Annotated in this window: 12 protein-coding genes; 8 read left to right on the top strand and 4 right to left on the bottom strand. The window is 68.1% G+C overall.

The genetic code is table 11. From position 1 onward, the window contains the following. The first annotated feature begins 395 nt into the window (after window positions 1-395). Window positions 396-3,305: a ribonucleoside-diphosphate reductase subunit alpha gene (locus HPA02_RS05060; RefSeq protein WP_146801997.1), complete on the top strand. Its 2,910-nt coding sequence runs from the start codon at window positions 396-398 to the stop codon at window positions 3,303-3,305. A 157-nt stretch (window positions 3,306-3,462) separates the two neighbouring features. Further along, window positions 3,463-4,707 carry a ribonucleotide-diphosphate reductase subunit beta gene (locus tag HPA02_RS05065; protein WP_146801998.1) on the top strand — a complete coding sequence of 415 codons (1,245 nt, stop codon included), beginning with the start codon at window positions 3,463-3,465 and terminating at the stop codon, window positions 4,705-4,707. Window positions 4,708-5,160: 453 nt separating this feature from the next. On the opposite strand, the gene HPA02_RS05070 is transcribed toward HPA02_RS05065, so the two are convergent. From HPA02_RS05070 to HPA02_RS05080, 3 genes are all read right to left on the bottom strand, one after another. Continuing rightward, complete coding sequence (locus tag HPA02_RS05070) at window positions 5,161-5,832, bottom strand: hypothetical protein (RefSeq protein WP_146801999.1); 672 nt, start codon at window positions 5,830-5,832, stop codon at window positions 5,161-5,163. A gap of 300 nt (window positions 5,833-6,132) precedes the next feature. After that, window positions 6,133-7,155 carry a zinc-binding alcohol dehydrogenase family protein gene (locus HPA02_RS05075; protein WP_146802000.1) on the bottom strand — a complete coding sequence of 341 codons (1,023 nt, stop codon included), beginning with the start codon at window positions 7,153-7,155 and terminating at the stop codon, window positions 6,133-6,135. Between the two features lie 54 nt (window positions 7,156-7,209). Then, on the bottom strand, window positions 7,210-8,310 hold the full coding sequence (locus HPA02_RS05080; RefSeq protein WP_146802001.1) for an alkene reductase: 1,101 nt from the start codon (window positions 8,308-8,310) through the stop codon (window positions 7,210-7,212). Between the two features lie 127 nt (window positions 8,311-8,437). Here HPA02_RS05080 and HPA02_RS05085 point away from each other — a divergent pair, with 127 nt between their 5' ends. The 4 genes from HPA02_RS05085 to HPA02_RS05100 all read left to right on the top strand — a co-directional run bounded on the left by HPA02_RS05085 (window position 8,438) and on the right by HPA02_RS05100 (window position 14,268). Beyond that, on the top strand, window positions 8,438-9,358 hold the full coding sequence (locus tag HPA02_RS05085) for a LysR family transcriptional regulator (RefSeq protein ID WP_146802002.1): 921 nt from the start codon (window positions 8,438-8,440) through the stop codon (window positions 9,356-9,358). An 82-nt stretch (window positions 9,359-9,440) separates the two neighbouring features. Then, window positions 9,441-10,550 (top strand): efflux RND transporter periplasmic adaptor subunit, encoded by a 1,110-nt coding sequence (locus HPA02_RS05090; RefSeq protein ID WP_146802003.1) that lies wholly within the window; start codon window positions 9,441-9,443, stop codon window positions 10,548-10,550. Next, a complete protein-coding gene (locus HPA02_RS05095; RefSeq protein ID WP_146802004.1) occupies window positions 10,550-13,654 on the top strand; it encodes an efflux RND transporter permease subunit in 3,105 nt (1,034 codons plus the stop codon). Before HPA02_RS05090 ends, HPA02_RS05095 begins: the two co-directional genes overlap by 1 nt. After that, the gene (locus HPA02_RS05100) at window positions 13,651-14,268 is read left to right on the top strand and encodes a CerR family C-terminal domain-containing protein (protein WP_146802005.1); all 618 of its coding nucleotides are present in this window, start codon (window positions 13,651-13,653) and stop codon (window positions 14,266-14,268) included. The genes HPA02_RS05095 and HPA02_RS05100 overlap by 4 nt, the downstream gene beginning before the upstream one ends. A 61-nt stretch (window positions 14,269-14,329) precedes the next feature. On the opposite strand, the gene HPA02_RS05105 is transcribed toward HPA02_RS05100, so the two are convergent. Continuing rightward, a complete protein-coding gene (locus HPA02_RS05105) occupies window positions 14,330-14,509 on the bottom strand; it encodes a PLDc N-terminal domain-containing protein (protein WP_146802006.1) in 180 nt (59 codons plus the stop codon). 148 nt (window positions 14,510-14,657) lie between these two features. Between HPA02_RS05105 and HPA02_RS05110 the strand changes: the two genes are divergently transcribed. Together HPA02_RS05110 and HPA02_RS05115 are read left to right on the top strand one after the other, a co-directional pair. After that, entirely contained in the window at window positions 14,658-16,475 is a 1,818-nt protein-coding gene (locus tag HPA02_RS05110; protein WP_146802007.1) for a monovalent cation:proton antiporter-2 (CPA2) family protein, read from the top strand. Then, complete coding sequence (locus HPA02_RS05115) at window positions 16,459-16,803, top strand: Fis family transcriptional regulator (protein ID WP_146802008.1); 345 nt, start codon at window positions 16,459-16,461, stop codon at window positions 16,801-16,803. The genes HPA02_RS05110 and HPA02_RS05115 overlap by 17 nt, the downstream gene beginning before the upstream one ends. Window positions 16,804-16,820: the final 17 nt, after the last annotated feature.

Here is a 16,820-nt window from a genome sequence, read left to right on the forward strand (position 1 = left end):
TGGCCGTCCGAGGTCGCTCCGACCCTAGGTTATCTCATGTGGCGCATTTTCGTCGCCATTACCGGTAACGAAAACGTCGAAGACGGAAGATAATAAGGGTTATCTGAATCAATCGCGAAACCGCACCCCGGTGCCTCCCTCGCCGCCTCTGCCAACCGCCCCCAGAAGAGTCACAAGATACGCACAAGTTATCCACTTGATGAAAGCCACGGAGCACACTATCTTGTGCTCACCGACTGACTCGCCACAAGATGGTGTGCCCCTAGCAATTCCGGGCACCACTGTCAAACGCCCCGCTCGGGGCGCCAACGACGCCGCTTCCCGCGGGTTTTCAACGCACGGCGTCGACGCGACTTCGCTTCATCCACCAACCATCGTCAGGGATACACGGCGCCATGGATACCACCCTTACCCCCGGCAAGACGTCTGTGAACGTGACCGCCCCCCAACAACTGCGGGTGATCAAGCGCAACGGCGACGTGGTCGCCTTCGACGCCAGCAAGATCGGCGTCGCCATGACCAAGGCCTTTATCGCCGTGGAGGGGGACAACGCCGGCACCTCGTCACGGGTTCGGGACTTCGTGGCCCAGGCCAGCCAGGCCATCGTCGAGGCCTTCCAGCGCCGCCTGCCCGATGGCGGCACCCTGCATATCGAGGATATCCAGGACCAGGTGGAGCTGGCGCTGATGCGCGCCGGCGAGCAGAAGGTCGCCCGCGCCTATGTGCTCTACCGCGAGGAGCACGCCCGGGCCCGCGCCGCCGCCGGCGGCGATATCGAGAAGCCCCACCCGACCCTCAATGTCACCCTGCCCGACGGCAGCCGCCAGCCGCTGGACCTGGGCCGCGTCGAGACCCTGGTGCATGACGCCTGCGAAGAGCTGGCCAACGTCGAGCCGGGCAAGATCGTCGAGGACTCCCTGAAGAACCTCTACGACGGCGTGACCATCGACGGCGTCTCCCAGGCGCTGATGATGACCGCCCGCACCCTGGTGGAGAAGGAGCCCAACTACACCTACGTCACCGCGCGCCTGCTGCAGGACAGCCTGCGCCGCGAGGCGCTGTCCTTCCTGGGCATCGCCGAGGACGCCACCTACAGCGACATGGCCGAACTCTACAAGCCCGCCTTCAAGGCCTATGTGGCCAAGGGCATCGAGTTCGAGCAGCTCGACGACAAGCTCGCCGAGTTCGACCTCGAGCGCCTGGGCGACGCCCTGGATCACAGCCGCGACAACGCCTTCACTTACCTGGGCCTGCAGACCCTCTATGACCGCTACTTCATCCACAAGGATGACGTACGCTACGAGCTGCCCCAGGTGATGTTCATGCGCGTGGCCATGGGCCTGGCGCTCAACGAGGACGACCGCGAGGCGCGGGCCATCGAGTTCTACGAGCTGCTCTCCAGCTTCGACTACATGGCCTCCACCCCGACCCTGTTCAACTCCGGCACCCAGCGCAGCCAGCTCTCCAGCTGCTACCTGACCACCGTGCCCGACGACCTGGACAGCATCTACAGCGCCATCCGCGACAACGCCCTGCTCTCCAAGTGGGCCGGCGGCCTGGGCAACGACTGGACCCCGGTGCGCGCCCTGGGCTCCTACATCAAGGGTACCAACGGCAAGTCCCAGGGCGTGGTGCCCTTCCTCAAGGTGGTCAACGACACCGCCGTGGCGGTCAACCAGGGCGGCAAGCGCAAGGGCGCGGTCTGCGCCTACCTGGAGACCTGGCACCTGGATATCGAGGAGTTCCTCGAGCTGCGCAAGAACACCGGTGACGACCGCCGTCGTACCCACGACATGAACACCGCCAACTGGGTGCCGGACCTGTTCATGAAGCGGGTCTTCGACGACCAGGAGTGGACCCTGTTCTCGCCGTCCACCTGCCCGGACCTCCACGACCTCTATGGCGCCGCCTTCGAGAAGCGCTACGCCGAGTACGAGGAGATGACCCGCACCGGCCAGCTCAAGCTGTTCAAGCGCGTCAAGGCCAAGGACCTGTGGCGCAAGATGCTCTCCATGCTGTTCGAGACCGGCCACCCGTGGATCACCTTCAAGGATCCGTGCAACCTGCGCAGCCCCCAGCAGCATGCCGGCGTGGTCCACAGCTCCAACCTGTGCACCGAGATCACCCTCAACACCAGCGTCGACGAGATCGCGGTGTGCAACCTGGGCTCCATCAACCTGGCCCAGCACGTGGTGGACGGCGAACTCGACGATGCCAAGCTCCAGCGGACCGTGCGCACCGCCGTGCGGATGCTCGATAACGTCATCGACATCAACTACTACGCGGTGCCCCAGGCCAAGCGCTCCAACCTCAAGCACCGTCCGGTGGGGCTGGGCATCATGGGCTTCCAGGATGCCCTCTACAAGCAGGGCATCGCCTACGCCTCCCAGGAGGCGGTAACCTTCGCCGACCGCTCCATGGAGCTGGTCAGCTACCACGCCATCGAGGCCTCCAGCGACCTGGCCGCCGAGCGCGGCCACTACGAGAGCTTCGAGGGCTCGCTGTGGAGCCAGGGCGTGCTGCCCATCGACTCCATCGAGAAGCTGCGCCTGGAGCGTGGCGAGAAGTACATCGAGATCGACACCAGCGCCACCCAGGACTGGGACCGCATCCGCGACAAGATCGCCGCCCAGGGCATGCGCAACTCCAACGTGATGGCCATCGCCCCGACCGCGACCATCTCCAATATCTGTGGCGTCTCGCAGTCCATCGAGCCGACCTATCAGAACCTCTTCGTCAAGTCGAACCTCTCCGGCGAGTTCACCGTGGTCAACGCCTACCTGGTCCACGACCTCAAGGAGCGCGGCCTGTGGGACGAGGTGATGATCAACGACCTCAAGTACTACGACGGCAGCGTGCAGCCCATCGACCGCATCCCGGACGACCTCAAGGCCAAGTACGCCTCCGCCTTCGAGGTGGAACCCAAGTGGCTGGTGGAAGCCGCCGCCCGGCGCCAGAAGTGGATCGACCAGGCCCAGTCGCTGAACCTCTATATCCAGGGGGTCTCCGGCAAGAAGCTCGACGTGACCTACCGCATGGCCTGGTTCCGCGGCCTCAAGACCACCTACTACCTGCGCGCCCTGGGTGCCACCTCGGTGGAGAAGTCCACCGTGGATCGCGGCAAGCTCAATGCGGTCAGTAATGGTAGTGGTACCGCACCCGGCGCCGCCCCGGCCCCGTCGGCCAAGCCGGAGGCCAGCGAGCCCCGCGGTATCGAGGACTTCCTGCAGGGCCAGAGCGGCAGCGGCTCCCGGGCCCCCTCGGCGGGCGATATCGACGAGCTGGGCTGCGAGGCCTGCCAGTAACGCCGTAAATCAGAAGCGGGAAGCCGAAAGCACGCGCCTGCGGTTTCCCAGACCCGTCAGCAGGAGCACGCCTTAGCGCGCGATGGGGCCGCAGGCCCCTTCCCCGAGGCGGCGCTCCTGCCCACGATCCGGATCATCGACCGGGAGAGAGATAGAGATGCTGAACTGGGACGAGTTCCACGAAGACGAGACCCCCGTCGCCGAGCAGCCCAAGGCCGCCCCGGCCCCCGCGCCCCAGGCGGCGCCCGCCGCCGAGGTCGAGCCCGCCGTGGCCGAGAGCCGTGGCGACTACCAGGTCGCCGAGGGCGATCGCCTGGCGCGGGCCCGTCAGTCCCTGGAGAATCTCGACGTGGCCGCCGGCCTGGAAGAGCTGGAGATGGGCGCGGCGCGCATCGAGGTCGATCAGAAGCGCATGATCAATGCCCGCGCCGACCTCAACCAGCTGGTGCCCTTCAAGTACGAGTGGGCCTGGCAGAAGTACCTGGACGGCAGCGCCAACCACTGGATGCCCCAGGAAGTGAACATGAACGCCGATATCGCCCTGTGGAAGAGCCAGGATGGCCTGACCGAGGACGAGCGGCTGATCGTGATGCGCAGCCTCGGCTACTTCTCCACCGCCGACTCCCTGGTGGCCAACAACCTGGTGCTGGCGGTCTATCGCCTGATCACCAACCCCGAGTGCCGCCAGTACCTGCTGCGCCAGGCTTTCGAGGAAGCCATCCACACCCACGCCTACCAGTACTGCGTGGAGTCGCTGGGCATGGACGAGGGCGAGGTTTTCAACATGTACCGCGAGGTGCCCTCGGTGGCCGCCAAGTCCGCCTGGAGCCTCAAGCACACCCAGTCGCTGTCGCGCCCGGACTTCCACACTGGCACCCCGGAGACCGACCAGGAGCTGCTGCGCAACCTGATCGCCTTCTACTGCGTCACCGAAGGCATCTTCTTCTACTGCGGCTTCAGCCAGATCCTCTCCATGGGGCGCCGCAACAAGATGACCGGCGTCGCCGAGCAGTTCCAGTACATCCTGCGCGACGAGTCCATGCACCTGAACTTCGGCGTGGACATGATCAACCAGATCAAGATCGAGAACCCGCACCTGTGGACCGCCGAGTTCCAGGACGAGGTCACCCAGATGATCCTCGAGGGCACCGAGCTGGAGATCGCCTACGCCCGCGACTCCATGCCCCGCGGCGTGCTGGGCATGAACGCGGCGATCATGGAGGAGTACCTGCACTTCATCTGTAACCGCCGCCTGGCGCAGATCGGCCTGAAGGAGCAGTTCCCCGGCGCCAAGAACCCCTTCCCGTGGATGAGCGAGATCATCGACCTGCGCAAGGAGAAGAACTTCTTCGAGACCCGCGTCACCGAGTACCAGGTGGGCGGCGCGCTGAGCTGGGACTAAGCTCTGGATCGAGCGCACCGAAGTTCGCTATCGCTCTTCCGGGCCCCGCTTTGGCGGGGCCCGGTCGTTTTCGGGACCTTGACCGCCGTCAAGGACAGGGCGCCGCCCAGGCTGCTAGGGTAGAGGCATAACAGTAGTGGCATAACAAGGAGGAAAGTGCGATGAGCGAGCCCAAGAGCATTATCAAGCGCGTCTATGTGCCGACCCACACCCGCCAGTTGCCCAACGGCGAGCGGGTCACGGTACCCGGTCACTACAAGGCACCGCCGCGCCGCTGATCGCACCTGGCGCCTCGCTGGCGTCCTCTTGAGTGTGACGGCGAACCATGTCGTCACCACACCCTTCCGTCATGCCCCGCGCCACGACGCTCAAGCCTGCCTCCCGTTAGCCCGCAGCGGCCGCCTTGGCCATGCTACTGGCTCAACGCCGCTGTCCAGGGCGGACTGAGGCCACTCAGGGCGAGGCATCGACCAGCCCCGGAGGGTCGATCGAGACCTCCACCCGGTGGGTCTCGATGGTGGAGGGGGTTTCTGGCTCCAGCGTGCGGGGCCGCCAGCTCAGGGTGAGAGCGCGGCCATCGGGGGCCGGCGTCACGGCTTCCAGGCTCACCCGATCGCCAAGAAACAGACTATCCACATGGGTCACGGCCTGGTGCTCTGTGTCGTGCTCCAGCAGGGCCAGGTAGTGAAAGACCCCGGAGCCCTGGTTGGAGACGCTGAACGGCGCCACCAGGTAAATACGACCGTCACGCGACAGGTTGAGGGCGCGTATTCCGCTCGTGTCCATCACGATCCGTCCCCGCTCTGCCCCGCGAGAGTACTCACCCACCACCCGAGTGAATTCGCCCTCCGGCTCGAAACGGGTCAGGGGCACGGCCTGATCGAGCTCCGGCAACCTCAGGGCCAGGGGCCCCCCATCCGCGATCGAAAACAACCGTCGCATGACATCGTCTCCGGCCGCCTGACGCGCCTCCCACTCTTCCAGCGACACCACCTCCCCTGAAGGCGTGCGGTAATAGAGGTCGTCCTGGGTGAAATTGAAGCGATAGATCCCGGCGGCGACCACCAACAGGCCGGCGACGACGAGAAGGGCGAGGAGCAATGCAAACCAGCGGCGTAGCGACATCTCCGACTCCCGACACAGAATAAAATCAATGTCATTTTCCCATAGCCCTCATAACGAGAAACAGGGTTTCCATGAAGGTTACGCGAGCTATTCCCCTCGGTGTCCACCCCGACTCATTGGCTCATCAATCGGCGGTCATCAAACATCGTCGATCCTCGGTTGGCATATCATGAGTCACCGGGGCACGGCCCGGTGACGCGCACCAATCTAAGGACTATGGAAACCGCCCGCCGACGGAAGAAGGCGGGCACAGCGTCTCCTTTGTTGAAGGGACCCCGAGGAGCGGGACCTCCCCGAGGCTCAGGCCTCGTCGCCCCAGCCCGCGACGACGAGCTTACCCCGCCCCCGGCCGCTCTCGATCCACGCATGGGCGCGACGCAGGTTATCGGCATTGATCGGCGACAGGGTCCGGGCGAGGGTGGTGCGCAATCGTCCCGCATCGATCTCGTCGGCCACCCGGTTCAGCAGCCGGTGCTGCTCGATCATGTCCGGAGTCCGGTGCATCGGCCGGGCGAACATGAACTCCCAGTGCAGGCTGGCGGCCTTGGTCTTGAGGTCCGCCATGGGCATCGGCAGGTCGGTGTCGTCGATGGCGACGATGCTGCCCTGGGGACGTATCAGGGTGACCGCCGCCTCCCAGTGGCGCATGTCGTTGAAGATGGCTACGTGATCCACATGCTCGAAGCCCAGGCCCTGAATCTGATCCACCAGGTCGCCCTGGTGGTCGACACGGTGCTGGGCACCCAGCGACAGCACCCAGTCGCTGGTCTCCGCCCGTGACGCCGTGGCGATGACCGTCAGGCCGGCGCGCCGGGCCAATTGGATGGCGATGGAGCCGACGCCGCCAGCGGCGCCGATCATAAGGATGCTACGCCCGGCATCGGCGCCGTCGGGGTCGATGCCGAGGCGGTCGAACAGCGCCTCATGGGCGGTGATGGCGGTCAACGGCAGAGCTGCGGCCTCGGCATGGTCGAGGCGGGTGGGCTTGCGCCCGACGATGCGCTCGTCGACGCGCTGGTACTGCTGATTGCTGCCGGGACGAGTGATGTCGCCGGCGTAGTAGACCTCGTCCCCCGGTCGGAACAGGCTGACGGCCTCGCCGACGGCGACCACCACCCCGCTGGCGTCCCAGCCCAGCACCCGGGGGTAGGGCTCGATGCGGTCCTTGGGGGCGCGGACCTTGGCGTCCACGGGATTGACGGCCACGGCGTGGACTTCCACCAGCAGATCATGGCCACGGGGCACGGGGCGCTCCAGCTCCACGTCCCGCAGGGCGTGAGGATGGTCGATGGGCAGGTACTCGGTCAGGGCAACGGCTTTCATGGCAGGCTCCTAGGGTGAGGGCGAGCGCCGGGCAAGTGAAGCAAGGCGGCGTGCTCAGGCATCGATCGACGCCTCGGGATAATCGATATAGCCCTCGGCCCCGCCCCCGAACAGGGTTGCGGGATCGAAGGTGCTCAAGGGAAGGCGGGTCGCCAGGCGGCGCGGCAAGTCGGGATTGGCGATGAAGGGGCGCCCGAAGGCCACCAGGTCCACCCATCCCGAACGCAGCAGCGTCTCGGCACGGTCCCGGTCGTACTTGCCGGCCACCATGATGGCGCCCGAGAAGGCGCGACGCAGGGCGATCCGGAAGTCGTCGGGAATCTCGGGGGCGTCTTCCCAGTCGGCTTCCGCCAGGTGCAGATAGGCCAGGCCCTGCCGCTGGAAGGCCTTGGCGGCCGCCAGGATCGTCGGGATGACCTCGTCGTCGTGCATGTTGCGTTGGGTAATAAAGGGCGAGAGCCGCACGCCGGTCCGCTCGGCCCCGATCTCGTCGGCCACGGCCTCGACGGTCTCGAACAGGAAGCGCAGGCGATTGTTGCGGCTGCCCCCGTAGCGGTCGTGCCGCCGGTTGGCCGAGCGACGCAGGAACTGGTCGATCAGGTAGCCATTGGCGGCGTGAATTTCGACGCCATCGAAGCCGGCCTCGCGAGCGTTGGCGGCGGCCCGCCGATAGTCCTCGACCAGGGCCGGTATCTCCTCGGTGGCCAGCGCACGCGGCACCGGACAGGGCCGCATGCCTCCCTCACCGGTCTGCGGATCGACTACCCAGACGCTGGCGTCCGGCGCCAGCGCCGAGGGCGCCACCGGTAGGCCATCGGCATGGAAGCTCTCATGGCTCATGCGCCCCACGTGCCAGAGCTGCAGCACGATCCGACCATCCCGGGCATGCACGGCGTCGGTCACCCGGCGCCAGCCCGCGACCTGCTCCTCGCTGTGGATGCCCGGGGTGAAGGAGTAGCCCTGTCCCTGGGGCGAGATCTGGGTCGCCTCGCTGACGATCAGGCCGGCACTGGCCCGCTGGGCGTAGTACTCGGCCATCATAGCCGTGGGCACGTTGCCCGGTTGGCGGCTCCTGGCACGGGTCATGGGCGCCATCACCAGACGGCTGGGCAGCCGCAGCGCACCGAGATCGAGGGGGGTGAAGAGGTCCGTCATCACGCTCTCCTGGCAGTCATGGGATTCATCGACCGGCTTGCCGATCGCTCCGACCGCCTTTTTACACCTCCTGGACTTGCCGGATAATCTAGCCTTTCCCAAAAACACTATTTGGAAAAGCCGAACAATGATATTGGAGCATCTGCGGGTCTTCCTGCGTATCGTCGAATGCGGCGGCCTGGCCGCTGCCGGGCGCGAACTGGGGCTCTCCCCGGCCACCGTCTCGGAGCGCCTGGCCACCCTGGAGCGCCACTTCGGCGCACGTCTGCTCCACCGCACTACCCGCGCGATCAGTCTCACCGAGGAGGGACGCGAGCTGGTGGAAGGCGGGCGCCGTCTGCTGGCCGAGACCGAGGAGCTGGAAACGCGGATCCGCTTCGGGGTCGAGCGCCTGGCCGGCCCGATCCGCCTCAGCGCCCCGCTGGACCTGGGACGCCAGCGCATTTCCCGGCTGCTCGACGAGGTGATGGACGCGCACCCGGAGATCAGCGTCGAACTGACCCTGCATGACGGTTACGTGGACCTGGCCGCCCAAGGCATCGACCTCGCGGTCCGCCTCGGCACCCTCACCGACAGCTCCCTGAAGGCTCGCCGGCTGGCCGACAACGCCCGGATCCTGTGTGCCGCTCCGGACTACCTGGCACGCCATGGCGTGCCCGAGCACCCCGAGGCGCTTCGCCACCATGACTGCCTGTGCATGCGCTTCGGGGACACCATCGAGGCCAGCTGGCCCTTCGTGATCGACGGCAGGACCCGCCACCTGGCCGTCCGGGGCCGTCGCATCGCCAACGACGGAGGCCTCGTGCGGGACTGGGCCGTGCGCGGCCTGGGCATCGCCCGCAAGTCGGAGTGGGACATCGCCGATGATCTCGCCGCCGGGCGGCTGGTACCGCTGCTGCGGGAATACGAGGGCGCCCCGGGAGCCCTGCAGGCGGTCTACCCCTCGGGTCGCGCCCCGTCGCGGCGCGTGCGCTACCTGCTCGACACGCTGGTAGCGGCCTTCGCTAGTGAACCCTCTCCGGCGGATCTGGCCAGGCACAGCGGATAACACCTTGTGATTTAATCGGTTGATTAATACACTCTCGGGACGCTTACGACTCCGTCGCCAGGCCCGATCGAGGATCGCCGCCATGCCACTACGTTCCATCCCCCTCGCGGCCATCGCCGCCGTCGTCCTGCCCTGGCTGCTGACGGGCTGCTCGCCGGAGGCCGCCCCCCCCGCCGAGTCGCCCCGGGTGGTGGAGGCGCATGTGATCCAGCCCGATAACGGGGCCGCGGCCACCCGCCTGACCGGGCGGGTGCGTGCCGCCGAACGCAGTACCCTGAGCTTCGAGCTGCCCGGCCGGGTGGCCCGGCTCGAGGTGGAGGCCGGCGACCGCATCCGCGCCGGCGAGCTCCTGGCCCGCCTGGAGGACGAGCGCTACCGGTTGGTGACGGAGCAGCGCCGCGCCGAGCTGGGCGAGGCCGAGGCGCTGCTCGAGGAGAAGCGCCAGGACTACCGGCGCCATGCCCAGTTGGCCGAGCGCGACTATGTCAGCGCCACCCGCCTGGACAGCGTGCGCGCCGCCCTGGCCAGCGCCGAGTCCCGCCAGGCCACCGCGGCGGCGGCCCTGGCCCTGGCCGAGCGCGACCTGGCCCTGACCACCCTGACGGCGCCCTTCGATGGCTCGGTCGGCGCCCGCCGGGCGGAGCCGGGGGAGCGGGTCACCGCCAATCAGCCGGTGCTCGAGGTAATCTCCGACCGGCAGGGCTTCGAGGTGGAGACCCGGGTGCCGGAGACCCTGGTGGGCGCCCTGGCGGTAGGCTCGCGCCATGTCGTCACCCTGCCGGCCCTGGGCGACCGCGAGCTCGTCGCCACCCTACGTCACCTGGGCACCCAGCCACGCTCTTCCAACGACTACCCGGTGATCCTGAGCCTGGCGTCGCCGCCCCCGGGGCTGCGCTCGGGAATGACCGCCCAGGTGGCGCTGACCCCGCGGCGCAGCGACGCCGAGGCCGGCCTGCCGGTGCCGCTGACCGCCCTGGTGTATGGCGACGACGGCGCGGCTCATGTGCTGCGCATCGAGGACCAGGCGCGCCTGGCACGGGTCGCGGTGGAGGTGATCGATCTCGGCGACGGCTGGGCCCGAGTACGCGGCGACCTGGCCCCGGGCCAGCGCCTCGTCGCCCGGGGCGTCGAGTTCGTCCGTGACGGCCAGCGGGTCAGCCTGCTCGGCGAGGGACCGGAGCGCTACCACTGATGAACCTGAGCCAGATCGCCTACCGCCGCCGCCCCGTGCTCTTCCTGGCCACCCTGCTGGCCATGCTGCTCGGCGTCTACAGCTACTTCACCCTACCGGCCCGGGAAGATCCGGAGATCCTGATCCGCGAGGCGGTGATCACCACCGAGTTCCCCGGCCTGCCGGCGGAGCAGGTGGAGGAGAACATCACCAAGACCCTCGAGGAGAGCATCCGTACCATCGGCGAGATCAAGGAGCTGCGCTCCACCTCCCTGCGCGGCCGCTCCATCATTCATGTGCAGATTCAGGATCGCTACTTCGATCTCGAGCAGATCTGGGACGAGGTGCGCCACAAGGTGGCCGCGGCCCGCCCGCGGCTGCCCGAGGGCACCCGGGACCCGGTGATCAACACCGACTTCGGCGACGTGGCGGTGATCACCGTGGCCCTGACCGCCCCGGATTACCCCCAGGCCGACCAGCAGGAGATCGCCGAGCACGTGCGCGCCCTGCTCTACGGGGTGGAAGGCACCAAGAAGGTGGAGCTGCTGGGCAGTCAGGAGCAGCGCATCTTCATCGATATCGCCGAGGCGCGGCTCGCCGAGCTGGGCCTGACCCCGGGGGACCTGGCGGCCCAGATCCAGCGCCGCAATATCTTCCCCCCCGGCGGCGTCATGGAGGTGGGCGAGCAGCGCCTGGCCCTGGAGGTGAGCGGCGAATTCGGCGACCTCGCGGCCCTGGGCGACGCCGAGCTGCGCCTGCCCGAGGGCGGCACCCTGCGCCTGCGCGACCTGGGCGAGATCCGCCGCGGCTATCAGGACCCCGCCGAGCGCGGCGCCTACTTCAATGGCGAGTCGGCCATCGTCTTCGCCCTCTCGATGCTCGACGGGGCCAACGTGCTGGACTACGGCGAGGCCGTCCAGGCCACCCTGGCGGCAGTGCGTCCCAGCCTGCCGGCGGGCTACCGGCTGGAGATCATGACCTTTCAGCCCGAGCAGGTGGCCAACGCCGTCTATGGGGTGACCCAGAGCGTGATCCAGACCCTGGCCATCGTGCTGGGGGTGGTGATCCTCTTTTTGGGCCTGCGTACCGGACTGATCGTCGGCTCGATCATCCCCACCGTGATGCTGGTCACCCTGGCGATCATGGGGCTGATGGAGGTGAGCCTGCAGCGCGCCAGTCTGGCGACCCTGGTGATCGCCCTGGGGCTGCTGGTCGACAACGCCATCGTCGTCGCCGAGGACTTCAAGACCCGCCTGGAGGCGGGCCTGGACCGCGACCAGGCCCTGGAGCAGACCGGCCGCGAGCTGGCCCTGCCGCTGCTGTCGTCCAGCCTGACCACCATTCTGGTGTTCCTGCCGCTGATGCTCGCCGTCCACGCCGCCGGCGAATACACCCGCTCCATCTCCATCGTCATCGCCATCACCCTGCTGAGTTCCTGGTTCCTGTCGCTGACGCTGACCCCGGCCCTCTGCCATCGCTTCCTCAAGGCGCCTTCTCGCGGCATGACCGGCGAGGCGACCGACGGCCCCAATCTCTCCGATCGGGCCTTCAACTGGGTATCGCGGCGCTATGGGCTGCTACTGGTGCGGGTGCTGCACCATCGGGCGCTATTCCTCGGCCTGATGGGCCTGGCCCTGGTGGCGGGGCTGGCCATGATGCAGGCGGTGCCCCACAAGTTCTTCCCCGACTCGGACCGCAATCAGGTGCTGGTGACCCTCGACTTCCCCTCGGACAGCGCCGCGGGGGCCACCGACCGACGAGTCCAGGCGCTGAGCCGGGAGCTCGGCGAGGCCCCCGGCCTGGCCGCGGACGTCACCGGGGTGGCCGCCTATGCCGGCTTCGGCGGGCCACGCTTCGTGCTCTCGCTGACGCCCATCGACCCGGCCCCCAACAAGGGCTTCATGGTGCTCAACGTGGCCGACCGCGAGCGGGTCGCGGCGGTGATCCAGGCCACCCGGGACTACCTGGGCCGCCACCATCCCGACCTTTCGCCCCAGGTGACGCGGATGTTCCTCGGCCCCGCCGACAGCACCCTGCTGCAGGTCCAGGTCAAGGGCCCGGACCGGGAGGTGCTCTTCGCCGGCGCCCGGGACATCGAGGCCCTGCTGCATGACATGCCAGGCAGCCGCGACGTGCGCCAGAGCTGGGAGGCGCGCATTCCCTCGCTGCGTATCGCGGTGGATCAGGCCCGGGCGCGCAACGCCGGCATCACCTCCGAGGACATCGCCCAGTCGCTGGCCGGGGCCATCGACGGCTATCGCCTCAGCCACTACCGGGAGGGCGACGACATCATCCCGGTGATGCTGCGCTACGCCGATCAGCAGCGCCATAGCCTGGAGCGACTCGCCTCGCTGACGGTCTACCCCCTGGGCGAGCCCGGCCCCGGCGTGCCCCTCAACCAGGTCGCGGAGATCCGCCTCGACAACGGCTACTACCGCATCGACCGGGAGAACCTGGTACGCACCATCACCGTGGAGGGGCGTCACGACACCCTGACCGCCGAGGACATGGTGCCGCGCCTGGAACCGGCGCTGCGCGAGCTGGAGGCGGGCCTGCCGCCGGGCCACTGGATCGAGTTCGATGGGGTGGTCACCGATTCGGCGGAGGGTCAGGCGGCGCTGCAGGCCAACCTGCCGCTGTGCATCGGCCTGATCTTCGTGCTGCTGGTGGCCCAGTTCAACTCCTTCAAGCGCCCCCTGGTGATCGTCGCCACCATCCCGCTGGTGATCGTCGGGGTGGCCCTGGGGCTGCTCGCCTCCCGGGCCGATTTCGGCTTCATGGTGCTGCTGGGCATCTACAGCCTGGCCGGCATCATCATCAATAACGCCATCGTGCTGATCGACCGCATCGATATCGAGCGCCAGAACCCTCTGCTCTCGGGCCGCGACGCGGTGATCCGCGCCTCGGCGCGGCGCCTGCGGCCGATCCTGATGTCGGCCATCACCACCATCCTCGGCTTCCTGCCGTTGATCCTCGGGCGCGACCCGCTGTTCTACGGCATGGCCGCCGCCATGGCCTTCGGCCTCGGGGTAGGGACTATCATGAGTCTGGGCGTGGTGCCGGTGCTCTACACCCTGTTCTTCGGCATCGACACCCGCAAGACGCCGCGGAGGAGCGCGCCATGAGCCAGGCCAGCGTCGAGACCCGGGAGCGGCTGGTCCAGGCGGCCATCCGCCAGTTCGGCGAACGGGGCTACGAGGGCACCACCACCCGCCAGTTGGCGGAGGCCGCCGGCGCCAATATCGGCTCCATCGCCTACCACTTCACCAACAAGCATGGCCTCTACCTGGCGGCGGCGGCGCATATCGCCGACGAGCTGAAGCGGCGCCTGGCCCCGCCGCCGCTGCCCGCCCCCACGGATCGGGCGGGCGCCCTCGCGGCCCTGCGCGCCCTGGTCGCGCGCATGGTGCACACCTTCACCGAGGACGACGACTGCCGCCAGTGGCTGCTGCTGGTGATCCGCGAGCAGGTCGACCCCGGCGAGGCCTTCGAGCTGCTCCAGTCCCGAGCCTTCGCCCCCATCCAGATGACCCTGAGCACCCTGATCGCCACCCTGAGCGGGCGTCACCCCGACGACCGCGGAGTGATCCTCGAGACCCATACCCTGGTGGGCCAGATCATCTTCTTCCTGGTGGGCCGCGAGCCGCTGCTGCGTCGCCTGGGCCTGAGCGCCTACGACCCGGCGACGGTGACGGAGATCGAGGCCCTGATGGCGGCCCAGTTGGCCCGCTACGGCTGAGGCTCGAAACGCCGCGGGCGGACCCAAAGGCCCGCCCGCGGCTGGCGTTACCTCGCCGGCGCTACCCCTTGGGTCCCAGTAGCAGCCAGGCGATCAGGCCGATCAACGGGAAGAACAGCAGGATCAGGATCCACAACAGCTTGACCACCGGCCCCGCGCCACTCTTGGCCACCTTGACGATGGCCCAGATAACGATGATCAGCCAGATCAGCCCGAACAGGCCGGCCACTTCGATCCCCATGGTCACACTCCTTCGTGGGCGCTTGTGAAGCCCCAGAAGTAGCACGCTTTCGGCGTTAGGCACAATCGCGCCCCGCCCCCGGCTTGGCAATCCCGGCCCCGGCCGCCATTATCATCCCCTCGACTCACCACCACCGGAGCCCCTGACCTTGGCCGTCGACCTGCTGCTCAATGCCGCCATCTTCCTCGCCGCCGCCGTACTGATGGTGCCGCTGTTCAAGGCCCTGGGGCTCGGCGAGGTGCTGGGCTACCTGGTGGCCGGGGTGATCATCGGCCCCTCGATGCTGGGGCTGGTACCGGACGCCGAGGGGGTGCTGCAGTTCTCCCAGGTGGGTATCGTCTTCCTGCTCTTCGTGATCGGCCTGGAACTCAAGCCGGCGCGCCTCCGGGTCATGCGCCGAGCGGTGTTCGGCTTCGGCAGCCTGCAGGTGACCCTGACCACCGCCACCCTGGCCCTGGTGGCCTGGTGGCTGGGGCTCTCGCCCCTGGCGGCCCTGGTGGTGGGCTTCAGCCTGGGGCTCTGCTCCACGCCCCTGGTGCTGCAGCTGCTCGGCGAGCGCAAGGAGCTGGCCTCCCGCCAGGGCCGCCACGGCTTCGCCCTGCTGCTGTTCCAGGACCTGGCGGCGATCCCGGTGCTGGCGGCCATTCCCATCCTCGCCGCCGGCTCGCTGCTGGCGGCGGGCCCCGGGGTGCTGGTCAGGGAGGCGACCCTGGCGCTGGGCGCCTTCCTCGGGCTGATCCTCGGCGGGCGCTACCTGCTGCGTCCGCTCTTCCATCTGGCCGCCCGCACCAAGAGCCGTCAGGTCTTCACCGCGACCACCCTGCTGGTGGTGATCGGCGCCGCCTTGCTGATGGAGCTGGCCGGCCTCTCCATGGCCCTCGGTGCCTTTATCGCCGGGGTGCTGCTGGCGGACTCCGAGTATCGTCACAGCATCGAGGCGGATATCGAGCCCTTCCGCGGCCTGCTGCTGGGGCTCTTCTTCATGGCGGTGGGGATGATGGCGCAGATCGGCCTGTTGGCGGAGATGCCGCTGACGGTGCTCGGCCTGACCCTGGGGCTGCTGCTGCTCAAGGGCGCCAGCCTGGTGCTGGCCAGCCGCCTCTATGGCGGCACCTGGAAGGAGGCCACGGGCCTCGGGGTGCTGCTCTCCCAGGGCGGCGAGTTCGCCTTCGTGCTGCTCACCGCCGCCGCCACGGCGGCCCTGCTCGACCGCGAGCTCACCGAGCTGCTGGTGCTGGTGATCTCGCTCTCCATGGCCACCACCCCGCTGCTCTACGGCGGCTATGCCCGCTGGCTACGGCCGCACTTCGCCACGTCCCGGAAGCGGCCCGGCTACGATACCCCCGAGGACGACGCCCCCCAGGTGATCATCGCCGGTTTCGGGCGCTTCTGGCAGATCCTCGGCCGGGTGCTCCAGGGCCTGCAGATCCCCTATACGGTGCTGGATATCAATGCCGAGCAGGTCGATTTCGTGCGCCGCTACGGCAACAAGGTCTACTACGGCGACGCCGCCCGCCTCGACCTGATGGCCGCCGCCGGTGCCGACAAGGCGCGCGTCCTGGTACTGGCCATGGACGATATCGAGGCATCCATGCGCATCGCCGAGCGGGTCCGGCGGCGCTTCCCCCGGCTGCGCATCTTCGCCCGGGCCCGCAACCGCTACCACGCCCACCTGTTGATGCGCGCCGGCATCCATGACCTGGTCCGCGAGATGCTCCCCGCCAGCCTGGAGCTGACCCGCGAGGTGCTGGTCGCCCTCGGCCTGCCCCCGGCGCAGGCCGACCACGGCGTGGCCACCTTCCGCGAGCACGACGAGCAGACCCTGCTGCGCCAGCTGGAGGTATTCGGCAACGAGAGCCAATATATTCAGACGGTCCAGGAGGCGGCCCGGGAGCTGGAAAGCCTCTTCGAGGCCGACGAGGAGATCGCCACCCCCGCCGGAGGCCCCCATGCGAAAAAGCGATAAACAGCTCGACAACCGCTTGCGCGGCGCCCTGATGGAGGTCTGCGAACTGGCCCTGGAGAGCGTGCCGGGCTTTCGCTGGCTGACCCACCTGGCCGACTATCGCCGCTTCACCGATAGCCTGCGCATCGTCTGCGTCTTCGACAGCGACGACGCCCTGACCCAGGCCCGGGAGGCCCGGGAGGACGACTACCTCTGCCAGCTGCTCCAGGCCAAGCTGGCCGCCGCCGCCATCAAGCCCGCGGCACTGCGCCGCCAGGTGCACTTCGACAGCGAGGAGGCCTGCCAGCGGGAGCACCGGGGCAACTGGAAGCGACGCCTAAGCCAGTAGCCGTGCCGGCGAGCGTC

Origin of the sequence: Bisbaumannia pacifica, from assembly GCF_007989625.1 — a bacterium.
GTDB lineage: Bacteria > Pseudomonadota > Gammaproteobacteria > Pseudomonadales > Halomonadaceae > Bisbaumannia > Bisbaumannia pacifica.